General features: G+C 56.7%; 27 protein-coding genes and 1 riboswitch. Of the genes, 12 read left to right on the plus strand and 15 right to left on the minus strand.

The window, feature by feature from the left end:
* Positions 1-44: 44 nt before the first annotated feature.
* The 4 genes from SSARUM_RS13720 to mntP all read left to right on the plus strand — a co-directional run bounded on the left by SSARUM_RS13720 (position 45) and on the right by mntP (position 3,199).
* Positions 45-845 carry a PTS mannose/fructose/sorbose transporter subunit IIC gene (locus SSARUM_RS13720; RefSeq protein ID WP_033634888.1) on the plus strand — a complete coding sequence of 267 codons (801 nt, stop codon included), beginning with the start codon at positions 45-47 and terminating at the stop codon, positions 843-845.
* A 15-nt stretch (positions 846-860) separates the two neighbouring features.
* Entirely contained in the window at positions 861-1,703 is an 843-nt protein-coding gene (locus tag SSARUM_RS13725; protein WP_033634889.1) for a PTS mannose transporter subunit IID, read from the plus strand.
* 54 nt (positions 1,704-1,757) lie between these two features.
* The gene (locus tag SSARUM_RS13730; RefSeq protein ID WP_033647681.1) at positions 1,758-2,216 is read left to right on the plus strand and encodes a DUF986 family protein; all 459 of its coding nucleotides are present in this window, start codon (positions 1,758-1,760) and stop codon (positions 2,214-2,216) included.
* 218 nt (positions 2,217-2,434) lie between these two features.
* Positions 2,435-2,618, plus strand: a riboswitch (yybP-ykoY riboswitch).
* Between the two features lie 11 nt (positions 2,619-2,629).
* The gene (gene mntP, locus SSARUM_RS13735) at positions 2,630-3,199 is read left to right on the plus strand and encodes a manganese efflux pump MntP (RefSeq protein WP_033647683.1); all 570 of its coding nucleotides are present in this window, start codon (positions 2,630-2,632) and stop codon (positions 3,197-3,199) included.
* Positions 3,200-3,263: 64 nt separating this feature from the next.
* Here the strand turns inward: mntP and rlmA are convergent, their stop codons facing one another.
* A complete protein-coding gene (gene rlmA, locus SSARUM_RS13740) occupies positions 3,264-4,082 on the minus strand; it encodes a 23S rRNA (guanine(745)-N(1))-methyltransferase (protein WP_060430194.1) in 819 nt (272 codons plus the stop codon).
* A 161-nt stretch (positions 4,083-4,243) separates the two neighbouring features.
* On the opposite strand from rlmA, the gene pgeF reads away from it, so the two are divergent.
* Complete coding sequence (gene pgeF / locus SSARUM_RS13745; protein ID WP_033634893.1) at positions 4,244-4,960, plus strand: peptidoglycan editing factor PgeF; 717 nt, start codon at positions 4,244-4,246, stop codon at positions 4,958-4,960.
* Between the two features lie 52 nt (positions 4,961-5,012).
* Here the strand turns inward: pgeF and cspE are convergent, their stop codons facing one another.
* The 3 genes from cspE to SSARUM_RS13760 all read right to left on the minus strand — a co-directional run bounded on the left by cspE (position 5,013) and on the right by SSARUM_RS13760 (position 7,097).
* Positions 5,013-5,222, minus strand: a complete 210-nt coding sequence (cspE, locus tag SSARUM_RS13750) for a transcription antiterminator/RNA stability regulator CspE (RefSeq protein ID WP_002221949.1) — start codon at positions 5,220-5,222, stop codon at positions 5,013-5,015.
* A 41-nt stretch (positions 5,223-5,263) separates the two neighbouring features.
* On the minus strand, positions 5,264-5,380 hold the full coding sequence (locus SSARUM_RS13755; protein WP_002211058.1) for a DUF2627 domain-containing protein: 117 nt from the start codon (positions 5,378-5,380) through the stop codon (positions 5,264-5,266).
* A gap of 682 nt (positions 5,381-6,062) precedes the next feature.
* Positions 6,063-7,097: an MBL fold metallo-hydrolase gene (locus SSARUM_RS13760; protein ID WP_033634894.1), complete on the minus strand. Its 1,035-nt coding sequence runs from the start codon at positions 7,095-7,097 to the stop codon at positions 6,063-6,065.
* Between the two features lie 220 nt (positions 7,098-7,317).
* Between SSARUM_RS13760 and SSARUM_RS13765 the strand changes: the two genes are divergently transcribed.
* Positions 7,318-7,608 (plus strand): hypothetical protein, encoded by a 291-nt coding sequence (locus SSARUM_RS13765; RefSeq protein WP_033647690.1) that lies wholly within the window; start codon positions 7,318-7,320, stop codon positions 7,606-7,608.
* 46 nt (positions 7,609-7,654) lie between these two features.
* Here SSARUM_RS13765 and SSARUM_RS13770 read toward each other — a convergent pair whose 3' ends face one another.
* From SSARUM_RS13770 to SSARUM_RS13780, 3 genes are all read right to left on the minus strand, one after another.
* Positions 7,655-9,016, minus strand: a complete 1,362-nt coding sequence (locus SSARUM_RS13770) for an amino acid permease (protein ID WP_033634896.1) — start codon at positions 9,014-9,016, stop codon at positions 7,655-7,657.
* 175 nt (positions 9,017-9,191) lie between these two features.
* Positions 9,192-9,428 carry a DUF4060 family protein gene (locus SSARUM_RS13775; RefSeq protein ID WP_004927680.1) on the minus strand — a complete coding sequence of 79 codons (237 nt, stop codon included), beginning with the start codon at positions 9,426-9,428 and terminating at the stop codon, positions 9,192-9,194.
* A gap of 74 nt (positions 9,429-9,502) precedes the next feature.
* Complete coding sequence (locus tag SSARUM_RS13780; protein WP_004927682.1) at positions 9,503-9,805, minus strand: phage protein NinX family protein; 303 nt, start codon at positions 9,803-9,805, stop codon at positions 9,503-9,505.
* 170 nt (positions 9,806-9,975) lie between these two features.
* On the opposite strand from SSARUM_RS13780, the gene fos reads away from it, so the two are divergent.
* Positions 9,976-10,383 carry a fosfomycin resistance glutathione transferase gene (fos, locus tag SSARUM_RS13785; RefSeq protein WP_060425860.1) on the plus strand — a complete coding sequence of 136 codons (408 nt, stop codon included), beginning with the start codon at positions 9,976-9,978 and terminating at the stop codon, positions 10,381-10,383.
* A gap of 36 nt (positions 10,384-10,419) precedes the next feature.
* On the opposite strand, the gene SSARUM_RS13790 is transcribed toward fos, so the two are convergent.
* Positions 10,420-10,695 (minus strand): YebO family protein, encoded by a 276-nt coding sequence (locus SSARUM_RS13790; RefSeq protein ID WP_043147586.1) that lies wholly within the window; start codon positions 10,693-10,695, stop codon positions 10,420-10,422.
* An 81-nt stretch (positions 10,696-10,776) separates the two neighbouring features.
* The gene (gene mgrB / locus SSARUM_RS13795; protein WP_019452853.1) at positions 10,777-10,893 is read right to left on the minus strand and encodes a PhoP/PhoQ regulatory lipoprotein MgrB; all 117 of its coding nucleotides are present in this window, start codon (positions 10,891-10,893) and stop codon (positions 10,777-10,779) included.
* 203 nt (positions 10,894-11,096) lie between these two features.
* On the opposite strand from mgrB, the gene SSARUM_RS13800 reads away from it, so the two are divergent.
* Positions 11,097-11,330 (plus strand): YobH family protein, encoded by a 234-nt coding sequence (locus SSARUM_RS13800; protein ID WP_004927690.1) that lies wholly within the window; start codon positions 11,097-11,099, stop codon positions 11,328-11,330.
* 40 nt (positions 11,331-11,370) lie between these two features.
* Here the strand turns inward: SSARUM_RS13800 and SSARUM_RS13805 are convergent, their stop codons facing one another.
* Complete coding sequence (locus tag SSARUM_RS13805; RefSeq protein WP_004927692.1) at positions 11,371-11,610, minus strand: DUF2766 family protein; 240 nt, start codon at positions 11,608-11,610, stop codon at positions 11,371-11,373.
* 184 nt (positions 11,611-11,794) lie between these two features.
* Here SSARUM_RS13805 and SSARUM_RS13810 point away from each other — a divergent pair, with 184 nt between their 5' ends.
* Both SSARUM_RS13810 and SSARUM_RS13815 read left to right on the plus strand, forming a co-directional pair.
* Positions 11,795-12,007 carry a YccJ family protein gene (locus tag SSARUM_RS13810; RefSeq protein ID WP_004927694.1) on the plus strand — a complete coding sequence of 71 codons (213 nt, stop codon included), beginning with the start codon at positions 11,795-11,797 and terminating at the stop codon, positions 12,005-12,007.
* A 447-nt stretch (positions 12,008-12,454) separates the two neighbouring features.
* Positions 12,455-12,841: a helix-turn-helix domain-containing protein gene (locus tag SSARUM_RS13815; RefSeq protein ID WP_004927697.1), complete on the plus strand. Its 387-nt coding sequence runs from the start codon at positions 12,455-12,457 to the stop codon at positions 12,839-12,841.
* Between the two features lie 21 nt (positions 12,842-12,862).
* Here SSARUM_RS13815 and SSARUM_RS13820 read toward each other — a convergent pair whose 3' ends face one another.
* The 5 genes from SSARUM_RS13820 to lysM all read right to left on the minus strand — a co-directional run bounded on the left by SSARUM_RS13820 (position 12,863) and on the right by lysM (position 15,744).
* On the minus strand, positions 12,863-13,216 hold the full coding sequence (locus SSARUM_RS13820) for a DUF1304 domain-containing protein (protein ID WP_033647695.1): 354 nt from the start codon (positions 13,214-13,216) through the stop codon (positions 12,863-12,865).
* 427 nt (positions 13,217-13,643) lie between these two features.
* Entirely contained in the window at positions 13,644-14,585 is a 942-nt protein-coding gene (locus SSARUM_RS13825) for a pirin family protein (RefSeq protein WP_039565624.1), read from the minus strand.
* Positions 14,586-14,690: 105 nt separating this feature from the next.
* Positions 14,691-14,855: a hypothetical protein gene (locus tag SSARUM_RS13830; protein ID WP_162846224.1), complete on the minus strand. Its 165-nt coding sequence runs from the start codon at positions 14,853-14,855 to the stop codon at positions 14,691-14,693.
* Between the two features lie 23 nt (positions 14,856-14,878).
* Positions 14,879-15,019 (minus strand): hypothetical protein, encoded by a 141-nt coding sequence (locus SSARUM_RS13835; protein WP_162846225.1) that lies wholly within the window; start codon positions 15,017-15,019, stop codon positions 14,879-14,881.
* A gap of 278 nt (positions 15,020-15,297) precedes the next feature.
* Complete coding sequence (gene lysM / locus SSARUM_RS13840) at positions 15,298-15,744, minus strand: peptidoglycan-binding protein LysM (protein WP_048321675.1); 447 nt, start codon at positions 15,742-15,744, stop codon at positions 15,298-15,300.
* Positions 15,745-15,972: 228 nt separating this feature from the next.
* Between lysM and SSARUM_RS13845 the strand changes: the two genes are divergently transcribed.
* On the plus strand, positions 15,973-16,164 hold the full coding sequence (locus SSARUM_RS13845) for a YdfD/YebW family protein (protein ID WP_004934567.1): 192 nt from the start codon (positions 15,973-15,975) through the stop codon (positions 16,162-16,164).
* Positions 16,165-16,287: 123 nt separating this feature from the next.
* Positions 16,288-16,512, plus strand: a complete 225-nt coding sequence (locus SSARUM_RS13850) for a biofilm development regulator YmgB/AriR family protein (protein ID WP_033634903.1) — start codon at positions 16,288-16,290, stop codon at positions 16,510-16,512.
* The last annotated feature ends 160 nt before the right edge of the window (positions 16,513-16,672 follow it).

The following is a 16,672-nucleotide window of genomic DNA, read 5'->3' on the forward strand; positions in this document are numbered from 1 at the left end:
CTGATTATTTTACTCAGAGCTTTTTTGGTCATAGGAGAAGTGCAATGGAGATCACCACTCTTCAGATTGTGCTGATATTTATCGTTGCCTGTATCGCCGGGATGGGTTCCGTCCTCGACGAGTTTCAGTTCCACCGTCCGCTGGTCGCCTGTACCCTGATCGGCTTCATTCTCGGCGATATGAAAACCGGCATCATTATCGGCGGTACGCTGGAAATGATCGCCCTGGGCTGGATGAACATCGGTGCGGCAGTCGCGCCGGATGCCGCCCTGGCGTCCATCATCTCGACCATTCTGGTCATCGCCGGCGGGCAAAGCGTCGGCGCCGGTATCGCCCTGGCCATTCCGCTGGCGGCGGCCGGCCAGGTGTTGACCATCATCGTGCGCACCCTCACCGTGGCCTTCCAGCACGCGGCGGACAGCGCGGCGGAGCGCGGCAGCCTGCGGGCCATCACCTGGATCCACATCGGCGCCCTGCTGCTGCAGGCGATGCGTATCGCCATCCCGGCGGTCATCGTCGCCATCTCGGTCGGTACCGCCGGGGTACACGCCCTGCTCAACTCGATCCCGGAAGTGGTCACCAGCGGCCTGAACATCGCCGGCGGCATGATCGTGGTGGTCGGTTACGCGATGGTGATTAACATGATGCGCGCCGGCTACCTGATGCCGTTCTTCTACCTGGGTTTCGTGACCGCCGCCTTCACCAACTTCAACCTGGTGGCGCTCGGCGTCATCGGCGTGGTGATGGCCGTGCTGTATATCCAGCTCAGCCCGAAATACAACAAGTCTCAGGTTGTCCAGGCCGGCCCGGCTAACGCGAACGATCTCGATAACGAACTCGACTAGGAATAGGTGAGAGAAATGGTTGATACAACTGCTCAAAAGAAACTCACGCCGGCCGATATTCGCGGCGTATTCCTGCGCTCGAACCTGTTCCAGGGTTCGTGGAACTTCGAACGCATGCAGGCGCTGGGTTTTTGCTTCTCGATGGTACCGGTGATCCGTCGCCTGTATCCGGAAAACAATGACGATCGCAAACAGGCGATCAAGCGCCACCTCGAGTTCTTCAACACCCACCCTTACGTGGCGGCGCCGGTGCTCGGCGTAACCATGGCGATGGAAGAGCAACGCGCGAACGGCGCGCCGATCGACGACGGCGCGATCAACGGCATCAAGGTCGGCCTGATGGGGCCGTTGGCCGGTGTCGGTGACCCGATTTTCTGGGGCACCGTGCGGCCGGTATTCGCCGCGCTCGGCGCGGGCATCGCCATGAGCGGCAGCCTGCTCGGGCCAATCCTGTTCTTCGTGCTGTTCAACCTGGTGCGCCTGCTGACCCGCTACTACGGCGTGGCCTACGGTTACCGTAAAGGGGTGGATATCGTCAACGACATGGGCGGCGGCTTCTTGCAGAAACTGACGGAAGGGGCGTCCATTCTCGGCCTGTTTGTCATGGGGGCGCTGGTCAACAAGTGGACGCACGTGAATATCCCGCTGGTGGTGTCCAAGATCACCGACCAGACCGGGCATACCAACGTGACCACGGTGCAGACCATCCTCGACCAATTGATGCCGGGCCTGGTGCCGTTGCTGCTGACCTTCGCCTGTATGTGGCTGCTGCGCAAGAAAGTCAACGCGCTGTGGATAATCATCGGCTTCTTCGTCATCGGTATCTTTGGCTATTGGATTGGCCTGCTGGGCCTGTAATCGTTCGAAACGGCCGGGGGGCAACCCCCGGCTTTTTTATGTGTGGAGCAAGAGATGTCACTGACCGACGCCGTACTGATGCTGTTTATCACCCTGCTGTTGCTGTACTCGCTGTATGACGAATTCGGCATGGATCTGCTGAAAGGCAAAACGCGCCTCAAGGTGCTGCTCAAACGCCGCCACCGCCTCGACAGCCTGATTTTCGTCGGCCTGATCGCCATTCTGATTTACCGCAATGTCACCGACAATGGTGCGGTATTAACCACCTACCTGCTTATTTCCTTGGCGCTGCTCGCTATCTATGTTTCTTATATTCGCGCTCCAAAGATGGTGTTTAAAGCGCAGGGTTTTTTCTTCGCCAATGTGTTTGTTGAATATAACCGCATTAAAGCCATGAATTTATCGGAGGACGGTATTCTGGCCATCGACCTGGAACAGCGCCGGCTGTTGGTTCAGGTGACACACCTGGACGACCTGGAGAAAATTTATCAATTTTTCGTTGATAATCAATAGATAAATAAATAACCGCTTTGTTACCGCTCAAACCTTGCGCGGCCTGTGGGTAATTAATGGGCTGCGTCACTTTCACTCTGACTATTATTTCCGCAACATTGTTACCCACGTCTACATTATATTCCCGCATGAAATTAGATTAATGAAAACGAGTCTCAATTAAGTGCGAACATCACGCCAGAATAAAGTTGTCGGTGGCGGAAATAATATGGTATGGTTGCGCCGTCATTGGGGAGTAGCCGGTTTCTGGAGAATAAAACGCCAGAAACGCCCGTATCAACATACTCGTTTCGCCGTATGAAACGTGGTGCGGGCAGCCAGGTAAGGTTGGCGAGACCATAGACACGTAACTCCGTCGTTTGGTTGGGGGTGGGTTACGTGTATATGGAGCCACCCGGCCGAGGCTATTTCACATGAACCTTTCAGCAACACTCATTCTCGCTTTCGGCATGTCCATGGATGCTTTCGCCGCTTCGATCGGCAAAGGCGCCAGCCTGCATCAACCCCGTTTCCGCGAAGCGATCCGCACCGGCCTGATCTTCGGCGTGGTCGAAGCGATCACCCCGCTCATCGGTTGGGCCATCGGCCTGTTCGCCAGCCAATACATCATGGAATGGGACCACTGGGTCGCCTTCTCGCTGCTGTTCATTCTCGGCATGCGCATGATTGTCGAAGGGGTGCGCAACAAGCCCGATGAAGAAGAGAAGGTCAAACGCCACGGCTTCTGGATCTTGGTGGCCACCGCTATCGCCACCAGCCTCGACGCCATGGCTATCGGCGTCGGCCTGGCCTTCCTGCAGGTCAATATCGTGCACACCGCCATGGCCATCGGTTGCGCCACCATGATCATGGCGACGCTGGGCATGATGATCGGCCGCTTTATCGGCCCGCTGCTGGGAAAACGCGCCGAGATCCTCGGCGGCGTGGTGCTGATCGGTATCGGCGTCAACATTCTGCTGGAGCATCTCGGCTACCTGGCCTGAGGCGCTCGCGCTACAAAAAAACCTGCCGCGGCAGGTTTTTTTGTTTCTGGGCTCACTGCGCCTGTTAAGCACGGCGCCGGTACAACGCCAGCACGAAATCCGTTTCGCACTCAAACTCGCCGCCGTGCGCCAGCCTCTGCTGCACCTCCGGCGTAGCGCGCCAGGCGAACGGCGTCATCTGCAGCAGGTTAGCAGCCTGTGCGCCCGGCAGGGCCATCGTATAGGCCAATGCCTCTTTACGCTCACACTCGAATCCATCGAACTGTTCGTCCTGTTCGGCATGCAGCTGCGCCTGCTGGTACACCTGCTCTTTCAGCTGGTACAGATGACGCGGGCCCGGCGAAACCGTCACCACCACGCCGCCCGGCTTCACCACTCGCGCCAGCTCCGCCGCCTTGCAGGGCGCATAGATGCGCAACACCGCATCCAGCGCCGCGTCGGCGAACGGCAGGCGATGGCTGGAGGCGACGCAGAACGAGACCGCGGGATAACGCTTGGCAGCGTAGCGGATCGCTACCTTGGCGACGTCCAGCCCATAGACCGCCATATTGCGCGCCTGCGCCAGCCGTGCGGCCACGGCGGCGGTGTAATACCCTTCCCCACAGCCTATATCCAATAACGCGCCTGCATCGGCCGCCAGCGCCAAATCCAGCCACTCTGCCACCTGCTGCTGCAGCGGCTGATAAAAACCGCCGTCGAGAAACGCGCGCCGCGCCTGCATCATTTCCGCGCTGTCTCCCGGCTGCTTCGATCGCTTGTGCTGTACCGGCAGCAGATTGACGTAGCCTTCTTTGGCTTGATCGAACTGATGATTGCCGTCGCAACGCCAGCGTTGCGATGAGAAATGCAGCGGTTGATGACACAGAGGGCATTGATAGGACATGAATGGGCTTCCAGAAAGACAGGGCGAGGCTAGTCTAAAGAAGGCGTCGGCTCGATGCAAGGCGCATCCCCGCTCGCTTTCGCCGCCAACAACACCTGGTCAAGCGGGGAAAAAGCTGGCTACACTGTGAGTCTGTTTTCTCACGCAGGTGAAAATAACTTATGAGCGATCGTTCCGCGCTGCTCGATGCGGTGCCCCACATTCAGCACGGCTTCGGCAGCAAACTCGCGCTGCTGCCGGGGCATCTGCTGCCCTACAGCGCCACGCTGCCGGAAAAGAAGCAGGTGCACGGCACCCGTATCGTCGAGGTGCTGCAACCGGCGCAGGCGTGCGGTGAAGCCGACGGCTTCTACACCCGCCAGCCCGGCATTCTGCTCGGCGTGCTGACGGCGGACTGTCTGCCGGTGCTGTTCAGCCGCCGCGACGGCGGCGCCATCGCCGCGGTTCATGCCGGCTGGCGCGGGTTGCTGGACGGCATTCTGGAACAGATGGCAGCGCGCATTCGCCAGGACGGCGACACCGCCGACTGGGTGGTCTCTATCGGCCCCGCCGCCGGCGCATGCTGCTACGAAGTCGACGAAGCGCTGGTGGAGAATTTTAAACAGCGCCTGCCGCTGCCCGCCACGCTGATCAGCCCGCATTACCGGCATCTGGATTTGGCCGCGATTGCCGAACACAAGCTGGCGGCGCTGGGCTTCGCCGCCGTTGACCGCGCCGGCAGTTGCACCATCTGCACGCCGGACGTCGACCCGCAGCGGCCGCAGCGCTTCAAGTACACCAGCTATCGCCGCAACAGCCATCGGCGCGCGCAGGATCCGACGCATCCGGGGATCAAAGGCCGCAACCAGTATGCCGGCATCATCATCGCCGCCGGATGACGAAAACGAAAAAGCCCGCGCGGAGGCGGGCTTTTTGTACAGCTGACGCTGATTAGATAGCAGTAACGTTTACTGCAGATGGGCCTTTCTGGCCATCTTGGATTTCGAACTCAACGTTCTGGCCTTCAGCCAGGGTTTTGAAGCCGTTACCCTGGATTGCAGAGAAGTGTACGAACACGTCTTTGCTGCCGTCAGCCGGGGTGATGAAACCGAAACCTTTAGACTCGTTGAACCACTTAACTTGACCTTTGATCTTTGCCATCTTGAGTATTTCCTTTGGATTGTTTAAACCGCCCGTGGGCGTTACATAGACAAACTAGAGTCGTTACTGCTTGAGGCACTAAGATAAGGATCGGCAGAGAAGCGGTATTCAACGCTAACGTCTTTACTCAGAACTTCTTTACTGAAAATGCCACACATATACAGAACTGTACCTCGTTTTACCCAGATGCGTTATCACATACTCTGTATGCGATGGCAAGCCATTTTTAATCACTGAACGACATGTCGCACATATTTGAAACGGTCGAGCGCCGCATTTGCTTAAATAGCCCAAAAGATGTTGAAGCATCGGCTATTTTCTGCTTGCCAAAATCACTGCGCCAGACCCCGCATTCTGATAGCGTTTTAACAAAACTTTCATCGTTTTGACGCCTCTCCTTCTCGGCACTTTCGCTTTTTTGCCGCTTATAGCGTTAAAAAATTTGAATCTTTATGGAATGTCATATGCAACATTTGAATATCGATGAACGGGGGCCAATTTATTCAATGCTCCTCCGACCCTTTAGCGCCGGAAAGCGCATTCATCGTCGGTCTTCAACCCTGCCGCCACAGGGTGAGAACCCCATCGCGTCGGAAGGCGCAAGTGAAGCGGGTACCGCGGGCAACGGTTGCATAAGCATGCAACCTCCAGACGCCTCTCCCGCTGGCCGGTTGTTTCATCCTAAATAATCCGAAAGCCACGAGTCTGAATAACCGGAATAATCTTATGAATAGCGAAAGTGTGGCATGGAATTAAATCTTGAAGATCGGGTGGTTATTTGAATCACCACCCGTGCTTATCGATTCTGCTAATTACCGCCACGCTTTCAAACCGTTGATCTTATTCTTTCCCCGGTACCGCAGGGCGAAGAGAGAACGCTTGCTGCGAGTCCTGCAACGCGATGCGCTCGCCAATCTTCAACGGGTGGAATTGATGCTGATCCAGCCCCGCCTCGCTCAGCGCCAGGTTCAACTGCTGCGGCGGCTCGTCGAGCGATTCGTCCGCCAATTCGAATACCCCCCAATGGATGGGAATGGCGCGCGGCTGATTCAGCTCGCGATACAACGTCACCGACTGCTGCGGATCCATATGCTGCTCCTGCATGAACCAGCGCGGCGCATAGGCGCCAATCGGCAGCGCCGCCACGTCGAACGGCCCCAGCCGTTGACCGATCTCCGCCAGCCGTTCCGAATAGCCGCTGTCGCCGGAAAAATAAAACCGCAGCGCCGGATGGTGGATCACCCAGCCGCACCACAACGAGCGATTGCGATCCCACAGCGTGCGCATGCTCCAATGCCGCGCCGGCGTGGCGTAGACCGTCAGTTCGCCCAGCGACAGGCTCTGCCACCAGTCCAGTTCATGCACCTTCAGCCGATAGCGGCGAAACCAGCGCTTCAATCCGAGCGGCACGATAAACTCGGCCTGTGGAAAGCGCCGCGCCAGCTGCCGCACCGTGCGCCTGTCGAGATGATCATAATGATTATGGGAGATCAGCACCGCATCCACCGCCGGCAGTTGCCCCACCGTCAGCGGCGTCGGCGTTCTGCGCTTCGGGCCGTAGAAGCTCAGCGGCGATGCGCGTTCAGACAACACCGGGTCGATCAGGATATAGCGCCCGCCCAGCCGCAGCAGCATTGACGCATGTCCAAGCCACCAAATGCTGTCATCGCCGCCGCTGAGATCGGCGGGTTGCCACCAACGCTCGGTAAATTGCGCGTAGCCCTGCTGCGGCGGCCTGGGCAGCCCCTGCCGCTTGCGTTCATCCTGCCAACGCTGCAGGTCGCCCTCCTGGCGCTGCGAGGGTTCCGGGTTGCGAAATCCCTCCGGCGTGTGATGCGCCTTGGCCGCGTCGTAATAACGGTTGATTCTCTTCATCCTGCCTTTTCTCCCGACCACTGCGCCCTGCACGGGCATGACTTTCAGTGTAACAAACCCGATGAAGCTCGCACTTTGTCAGCCGTGCGCTGCATCTCGGGACCTTTTGCCGTATGCTGTTGTCTCACTCCGGTGAGACAGCCAGGGCCGCCAAGAGCCCGTTAAGACTCTCTTAAGATCTTTGTGATTGACTTGTAGGGCATACAGAAAAGGAGAAGTTATGAGTCGTTCTACATCCCGCAAATCAGGCATCGGCCTGGGGCGCCGTATTCGCAGCGCGCTGCTGGCGCAGAAGCAATACTGGAAAATGTATTTCGCCATGAAGCTGCGCCGTCTGCGCGTACCTGCCCCGCTGGTGGTGCTGGGCGGTTCGCTGCTCGGATTCTTCATGCTGACCCTGCTGATGCTCAGCGTGGTCGCCATCGACGTGATCAGCACCCTGCTGCTGCTGTGTCGGAAACTGCTGGGGCGGGGGCATAGTGAGGGGCGAGCCTTTATGCCGCGCGGCTAACGAGAAGAGAAGCGGAGGCGCGCAATACGCCTCCGCAGCATACCGATTAACGCTTGGCGCCTTTACGGCGCGTCAGCATAAACCCGCACCACAGCACCGCAATCCACACCGGCATCAGCAACACCGAAATGCGGATCCCTTCGCTGAAATACATAATCACCAGAATCAGGCTGAGGAACGCCAGGCACAGGTAGTTGCCGAACGGGTACCACAGCGCCTTAAAGCTGGGAATGACGCCCTGGCGGTTCTTGGCGGCGCGGAATTTCAGGTGCGCCAGGCAGATCATCACCCAGTTGATCACCAACGTTGAAACCACCAGCGCCATCAGCAGCTCAAACGCCTTGCCGGGCATCAGGTAGTTAATCAGCACGCCGATCGAGGTAATCAACGCCGATAGCGCAATGGACAGCACCGGCACGCCGCGCTTGTTAACCCGCGTCAGCGCCTGCGGCGCATTGCCCTGGCTGGCCAGCCCGAACAACATGCGGCTGTTGGCATAAACGCCGCTGTTGTAGACCGACAGCGCGGCGGTCAGCACCACCACGTTGAGCACGGTCGCCACCAGATTGCTGTTCAGGGCATGGAAAATCAGCACGAACGGGCTGCCCCCCTCCACCACTTGCCCCCACGGATAGAGCGACAGCAGCACGGTCAGCGAGCCGATATAGAAGATCAGAATGCGGTACACCACCTGATTGGTGGCTTTGGGAATGCTGCGGCGCGGATCGGCGGCTTCCGCCGCGGTGATGCCGACCATTTCCAGGCCGCCGAACGAGAACATGATCACCGCCATCGCCATCACCAGCCCGGAGAAGCCGTGCGGCATAAAGCCGCCCTGCTGCCACAGGTTGGTGATGCTGGCCTGCGGCCCGCCGTTGCCGCTGACCAACAGCCAGGCGCCGAACACGATCATGCCGACAATCGCCACCACTTTGATGATGGCGAACCAAAACTCGGTTTCGCCGTACAGGCGCACGTTCACCAGGTTAATCAGGTTGATCAGCACGAAAAACAGCGCGGCGGAGGCCCAGGTGGGGATCTCCGGCCACCAGTACTGAATGTAGATGCCGACAGCGGTCAATTCCGCCATGCCGACCAGAATGAACATCGCCCAATAGTTCCAGCCGGAAAGAAAGCCGGCGAAGTCGCCCCAATATTTATAGGCAAAGTGGCTGAACGATCCGGCGACCGGCTCCTCCACCACCATTTCGCCCAGCTGGCGCATGATTAAAAACGCGATAAAACCACCGATGGCGTAACCCAACAGCACGGCGGGGCCGGCCATTTTAATGGTTTGCGCAATGCCGAGAAATAAACCGGTACCGATGGCGCCCCCGAGGGCAATAAGCTGTATATGTCTGTTTTTTAAGCCGCGTTTTAGCGGAGTATCCTGATGCTGACCGCCCATCTTATCCTCATATGGCGTACACCCTTGCCGCTATCGGCCAAGATTTCACCAATCAATAAATGTATCTGCGGGCGGCTTTTTAACACTTAACCCCGTGAGCATCAAGGAGAAGCGCCCCGAGACGGCGGGCCGGAGCGCGATTTTTTAACCGTGAGAAAGCATGCAACGGTGGCGTTCAGCCAGGCATACCGCACAGTTTGGTCAGGTTGCGCGCGCCGATCATCAGCGTGGCGACATAGGATTGGCTACGCGTGACCACTTCCACCGCCACGCGATCGTTTTGATATTTTATCAGGTAGGTCGAGGGCCAGCCCTGACGGCGCTGGCCGAAGCTTTCGGCATGACGATCGATCGCCGCATGGGCAATCACCAGATGAGACAAGTTTTTATCACCTTTGATAATGCGCTTCATAAACAGCCTCCGCCAACGACAGCTCTGTTATTAGAAAAAGGAGAAACTCTTACCAATCACCGGTATTGTTCGACTCAGTTAGCCTGTCGGCTCATCAGGAAGCAGATCATCGCCGCGCGCAGCGGGCTGGCGCTGTCCGCCTGCCATTCACCGCCCTGGGTGCTCATGCGCGCCTGCCATTGCGGGCTGTCGCTTTGGTTATCGGGGTTCAGACTGATTTTGTTGGCGCAAATGATCGGCCAGGCATCGGAGGGATTCTTGCAGTAATCTTTACCTTTCACACCACCGTAGGGATACCACTTGTCCGGGTTCTCTCCGGTCAGCAGCGCGATGCTGCGGTTCACTTCGGCATCGCTTTCTTCGTACCATTTAATCATCGGCTTCATCCATCTTTCGTAAGGTTCGCGCTACATTACGATGTCTGTACGACAGTTTTATGACAGCGCCGCCGGTTTTCACATTATCTCTACTAATGCTTTGCCCCCTTTATCTTTCCTGAGCGCCTGCGTACACTTTTCTCTCTGTTCTGCGCCCAGGAAACGCATGCATGTTGACCGGCCTCAACCATCTGACGCTTGCCGTCAGCGATCTCGATCGCAGCTTCGATTTTTATCGTCATCTATTGGGTTTTACCCCGCACGCCCGCTGGCAAGGCGGCGCCTATCTTTCATTGGGGTCATTGTGGCTATGCCTGTCGCTGGATGAAAGGCGCACGCAACAACACGAGCGCGATTACACCCATTACGCCTTCAGCGTAGCGCCGGAACACATTGAACAGGCCAGCCAGCAGTTGCGCCAGGCCGGCGTCGAAGAGTGGAAAAGCAATCGCAGCGAAGGCGAATCGCTCTATTTTCTCGATCCTGATGGGCATCAATTGGAGATCCATGCCGGCGATTTGGCCAGCCGCCTGGCGGCATGCCGGGAAAAACCTTATCAGGGCATGGTGTTTTACTGAGGCGCCCCGGCGGCAGCGCCAGCCGGAGCATCATGCTCAACGTTCGGGGATAAAACCTTTGAAATCCAGCGCGGGGCTGAGATCGTCGTCATCTGCAGCAGCGCCGTCAGTGCCAGCGCGGTGCGCCATGCGCTTCAACAGCGCCGTTTGCTGACGCTGTTGCTCGGCAATCTCTTGCAGCAGGCGAATCTGCTCGTTGGCGCGCACGCTGGCGCGGTTCACCAGGAACCAAGCCCACAGCCCGGCCAGCAACGCCACGGCGGCGAGGGCCAGCGACAACAGGCCGTTCTGGCCAAAACCTAAATCGTACATGAAAAACCCTATCTACTGCGACATTCAGGCCGCCATCTTAACACTCGCGGCGGCCGTGCGAACATCCCTGCCGAAAATTGCTTACCAGGGCACGAAGCGGGTCACCGAACAGATGCCCAACGCAAAATTTCCACCATCGTCGCAATAGCTGTCCAGCGCCAGCAGGTAGAAAAACAGGCAGGCAGCGACGGCCGTCATTATCACGAGGATTTTTTTTCGCAACAAATTTAGCAGCCTCATTGTTATCTGGGTAATCTATCGCGCATGTTATCACAGCGAAGTTAAACGAAGTTTAACTTTTCGTTTAGATTTCTGGCTATCGCCCGGTTTTCAGACTGTTACCCTTGCCCTCGCATGCGCGCCGTGGCTAGATGCTCCCTCGGGGACAACGAGGAAATGCGATGAGTAAATTGATTAAGTGGGTACTGGTGTTGGCTGTCATTTACGGCGGCTTTTTGATCTCGGGCTACGGCGTGCTGATCGGCAGCAACAAAAACGTTGGCGGGTTGGGATTGCAGTGCAAATACCTGACGGCGCGTAACGTGGCGATCGCCCAGTACGTGAATGGCGACAACGGTTTCATCGGCGTAGCCGACTGCCCGCTGTTCAAGAAAATCGAAACGGTGGTGGATTAACCGCCACCGCCCGACGCCGTCGCTCTGCGGCGGCCCCGCCTCAGTTGCGGGTAAACTTCATCTCGATCAGCGCAATCGCCTTGTCAATCGCTCGGCGGGTCACCGGATCGGCGCCAGCAGGGTGCGTGGAGAAATCGATGCTTTTGAGCTGACCCGCCATCTTGTCGCGCACTTCGGTCGGCGCAATCACGTCGATAACGTCCAGAATCTGTTTGATGACCAGTTGGCAAGCGACCAGATCGGAAGCCAATTCCTGCTCGTTGCTCAGCATGTCAGACATAATAACTTTCCTTCTTGATTCAAACGCCGCACAGAATAGCATGGCGTCCGCGCCATTGCCCGCTCTCCCCGTCTTTTTCCCCCTTCTGCGCACCGCCGGGCAAAAGCCCGCGGCGGATTAGCCTATACTTGCAGCATGACGGTGGCAAAAACCACCCCCAAGCCACAACCAACAGGAGAAAGTTATGGCGAATCACAATGTGAAATCCTGGGCGACAGTGCGTGAAACTTCGGTGGAGATCGCCGAAGCCATTTTTGAACTGGCAGGGAACGACGAAGTGTTGGCGCAGAAAATCTGGGAAGAAGGCAGCGACGAAGCGCTGGAGAAAGCCTTTGCCAAAACCACCGCCGACCAGCTTTATTGGGGAGAGGAAACCGTCGAGCGGAAAAACGTTTGAGCGCCTGCGCAACAAAAAGCCCGGGTTTCTGACCCAGGCTTTCCCGATTGGCGTTCGCCCCGCTCAGCGGCGTGCAATATCTCTTGCTCTCACGGTTCTTCACCTCCCACACCTTCCGCGTTTTTCATGCTCATCACCGGCATCGCCATAAAAGCGCCGACGCCCACGATTACAACCAGAGTAATAATCACTGTCATTAACATGCGATCACCCCATCAACGTTGAGTTGTTACGGCTGACTCTGTTTTGGCGGTTACTTGCTGCGGCCTTCTTTGCGTCCCCCACCGAGGCGGTGACCGTCTCAGATTAGCCGTTTTTCCTTTCGGCTGACAAGCGGCGGTTACGCGGTTTTTCCGAATAATTGCCGCCCGACACCGGCGGCGTTTTTGTCCACGGCGGCAAGTTGTGTATACTTCACCGCTATGTAGGTCTCACACTGACGCACTGATGATACAAGAACACCACCTCTCATTGGTCTGCGCCCTCAGCAAATGGGTCGAAACTCACCTCGGACGAGTGATCCATCTCGAAGAGCTGGCCGAGTACTCCGGCTACTCGCTGTGGCACATGCAGAAGCTGTTCAAAGAAGCGACGGGAATTTCGCTCGGCAAATACATTCGCGAACGCCGTCTGGCCGGCGCGGTCTACCAACTGCGCAGCAGTGAAGCGTCGATCTTCGATATTGCCCTGGACTTTGGCTTCGGTTCACAGTCTCACTTCACGTACATGTTCAGAAAGCGTTTTAATATCACGCCCTATGATTTCCGCCAGGATTTGAGCGTCGATCTGCATATCGATCCGCCGCTGCACGTCATTCACCAAAAATCCGCCTGAAGCCCGCCGCAAACCGGCGGGTTAACGCGCCGCCCATGCCGCCAGTATCGCGATCGCGGCCGGCAGCGCCTGCACCCACAGAATTTTGCGGCTGGCGGTCAGCCCGCCGAACACGCCGGCCGCCAACACGCACCCGAGAAAGAACAGCTGCAGCGCCATATCCCCACGCCAGTAGCTCCATGCCAACCCCACCGCCAGAAAGCCGTTGTACAACCCCTGATTGGCGGCCAGCACCCGGGTGGCGGCGGCGAACTCCGCCGTCGTGCCGAATGCGCGCCTGCCGAGTGGCGTACGCCACAGGAACATTTCCAGCACCAGGATATAAAGATGGAGCGCTGCGATGAGCAGCAGCAAAATATCGGCAAAGAGCGTCATGAGGATCCCGGTCGTTTATTGAAGATGTCATCAATTATAAACTCCGCCTCTCATCTTCCCACCGGCGGAGATAAAAAAACCCGCCGAGGCGGGTTTATGCAGGAGTCATTTTTTGAGGTTAGTTTAATACGGCGACCAACAATGCCGCGACAGAGGCCCAAAACAGCGCCGTGGCAACCACGACATGGGACAGTCTTGCACGATAGAGTACCTGGCTCATAATGACCTCACTGACATCTGACTAACGGGAGACAACCTTACTTCCTGAGGATTATCCTAAACTTCTTCTCGCTGTCATTATATGCGCCAGATCACTTTTCCGCCGATAAACCTTATATTGTCGTAAAGCTGGAGCCGCGATCACATTAATTGCGCCTTATTAGAGCGAAATAAGCCGAATAATCGCGGCGATTATATCCTAACGCTATCAAACATCGCTCCAGGGCAGGCGTGGCGCGGTCATGCGCTCACCAGAATAACCGCTAACCGCCGGGAAGCGCGGCGCCCCTTGTTCCCAATCATGCTGAGCCCGAGTAATTTCAGCCTTGCTATGGCCAACGAAATTCCACCAGATAAGGATCTCTTCGTTTAATGGCGCCCCACCGATTAATAATCCCCGGCTGCCCTTTTGCGCATTTAACCCAATAGAGTTATTCTTCATGCCCAAATAGGCGAACTCATCAGGTGAAAAAGTTTCACCATTAAGTTCAAATGCACCAATAAGGGGCAAAAAGCCGATTTCATCATCATCGCGCAGCGGCAATTCGATCCTCGCCGCTTCCTGCCATTCCAGATCAATGGCGATTAATGGCGAAAGCGTAAACACCGGTGAACGGTAAGCGCCAAATTCCCCCACCAGCAAACGGTGATTCACGCCGTTATTCTGCCATTGCGGCAAGTCAGGATAATGATCGAAGCGTGGCGCCATGTCGGCATGTTCGGCCGGCAACGCGATCCATAATTGTGCGGCATGCAATCGCCGTTGCTCACCCACCGACTGTTCGGTATGCGCAATGCCGCGCCCTGCGGTCATCAGATTAACCTGGCCCGGGCGAATCACCTGCTCACTGCCGAGGCTGTCTCGGTGCAGCACCTCCCCCTCTATCATCCAGGTGAACGTTTGCAGCCCGATGTGCGGATGCGGCCCCACATCCATGCCGGGCGAGGTGCCGTTGAAGACCGTCGGCCCGGCGTGATCGAGAAAACACCAGGCGCCGACGGTGCGCCGCTCCCGGGTTGGTAACGCACGGTTGATCGGGATGCCCCCCACTTCTGCGTTACGCACGGCAATACGTTGTATCTGGCGCACGCCGTCAACGACAGGGCATTCGCGTGCAGGTGAAGAGAGCGTAGGACGTGACTGACTCATCGCAAAGACCTCCTGAATGGCGCAGATTCGCCAAGGGTAACCGCCCAAGCTTAACACAGGACCGCTTCCCCACAGAGCGGCGACGCTCAGGCGCAGTTGCGCGGTTCAGGACGCTTTGATATAGCAGCTCATGATGTCTATATCGTCCTGCGCGTGCCTGAGATCGGAGAAATAGGTCACGCCAAAGAGAATTGATACCACCAGCAGCACGGACACCAACAGGCCGATAATCGCCAGCAGTTTGGTCTCATCATGGAGATTAGGCTCCATTTTATCTCCCCTAGTTAATCGCGTCAGGTCACCCACAGCGTGACCGCCAGCGTAAAGATAATCAGTGAGCAGGACGCCACCGCCAACACGACGATCGCAAATTGCGCATCACCCAAGGTTTCTCGATAGTTTTTATCCGTTGAGGCGTTACGCTGTTGTTTCACTAAATCGGTTTCACTCGTTCAACTGCTGCATTGCTGTTTGATGGGGCAAAACATCCCCTCAGAATAAGGCGCCAACGTTGTCGCCTTGGTCGTTCCGGCTCAACCGGGGGATGACGCTATCAATTTTCCCCATCAGGGTCAACACCGCGCCTGCCGGCAAGCGAGCGGGTACACAGGGGAAATGTAACCGGCATCAAGATCGCAGGGAAATAAGAGACACCTATTGCAGAGGACAAAAAAAAGCCCGGTACACAACCGGGCTATGGCAGACCGACGCGTTATTGCGGGATACGCAACACCTGCCCAGGATAAATCTTGTCCGGGCTCGACAGCATCGGCTTGTTGGCTTCGAAAATCTTGTTGTACTGATTGGCGTTGCCGTACATCTCTTTAGAGATGGCGCTCAGCGTATCGCCCTTCTTCACGGTATAGAAGCGGCTCTCGGCGTCGGGTTGCGTCACCGCCACCTTATCCTCCACGCCGCTGATGCCCGCCACGTTGCCGACAGCCACCAGGATCTTCTCTTTTAACTCCTGGCTGACGGCGTCGCCGGTCACTACGGCTTTACCATCGATCACCTGCACATTGACTTTGTCGGTGTCCGGCAAGCCGCTCTTATTGAGATGCTCCTTGAGTTTGGCGCCTTGATCTTCGGCGGAGGCATTACCGGTGACTGTGTCCCACAGTTTTTCACCCGCTTCTTTGACGAAGTTAAACAAGCCCATATTCACTCCTTTTGATGGTTTCACTAATGCGTTTAAGTAAGGCTAGTTAAGCTTAGCATCGACAAAAGGATATGCCATCCGCTCACGGCGTCAGAAACGGTTAGAGTATTCCGAAAGTGTCGTCAACGGCGTTTCGGTGGCGATTAATCGCGCAATGATGCTGAAAAATCGCGCTTTTTTACCTACACTGTTGCAGACAGAGCAACTCGACGAAGGAGGCGTGCAACGATGTACGCATTGGTGATGTTTGTCTGTTATCTGGATGGTGGCTGCAGTGAAATGGTGGTCGACATATTGCGCGACGAGCCGCAATGCCTGGTCGCGATGAAGGAACAGAACTTGCGACACGCCGGCTGTTATCCCATGGAAGAGTTTATCGACGGCTTCTGGTTGCCAGCCAGCGAATATTCGGATTTTTAACGCCCTCCCCGCGCGACGCTGAGGAATTTCTGATTTCATCGGAAACTGCGTCTTCCTCCGAGGCATAAGGCCGCTGTTTTGCTAAATTGCGGCTCCCGAAGAAGAAAGAGACAGAGAAAGGTCATGCCAGCATCGGCTCACTCCAACGAGCAATATGAAACTCTGCTGCACGACGTCAGCCTGGCGTTAGGCGACGCAGTGTTGCAGTTAATCCAAAACCATAAAAAGGTCTCCGGCGGCAACATTCTTTCACAGCTGGTGAACGAAATAGAGCGTGAGCAGGATCAGCAACGTTTCGCCGCGCTGCGTTCCGCCATTGAGCTGGTCGGGCTGGCGCCCAAAGGCTGAGATCCCGATAAAACGAAGGCCGGGCTTGCGCCCCGCCTGAGGTTAATGACAAGCCTGGTGACATTGCCAGGTTTACCGAAAACAGCATTTAAAATAAGGGAAATCAATTCATTGATTTTCGGTTGCTCACCACAAAGAAGGAAAAACCACGCTTTTTCCG

The organism is Serratia sarumanii (assembly GCF_029962605.1).
GTDB lineage: Bacteria > Pseudomonadota > Gammaproteobacteria > Enterobacterales > Enterobacteriaceae > Serratia > Serratia sarumanii.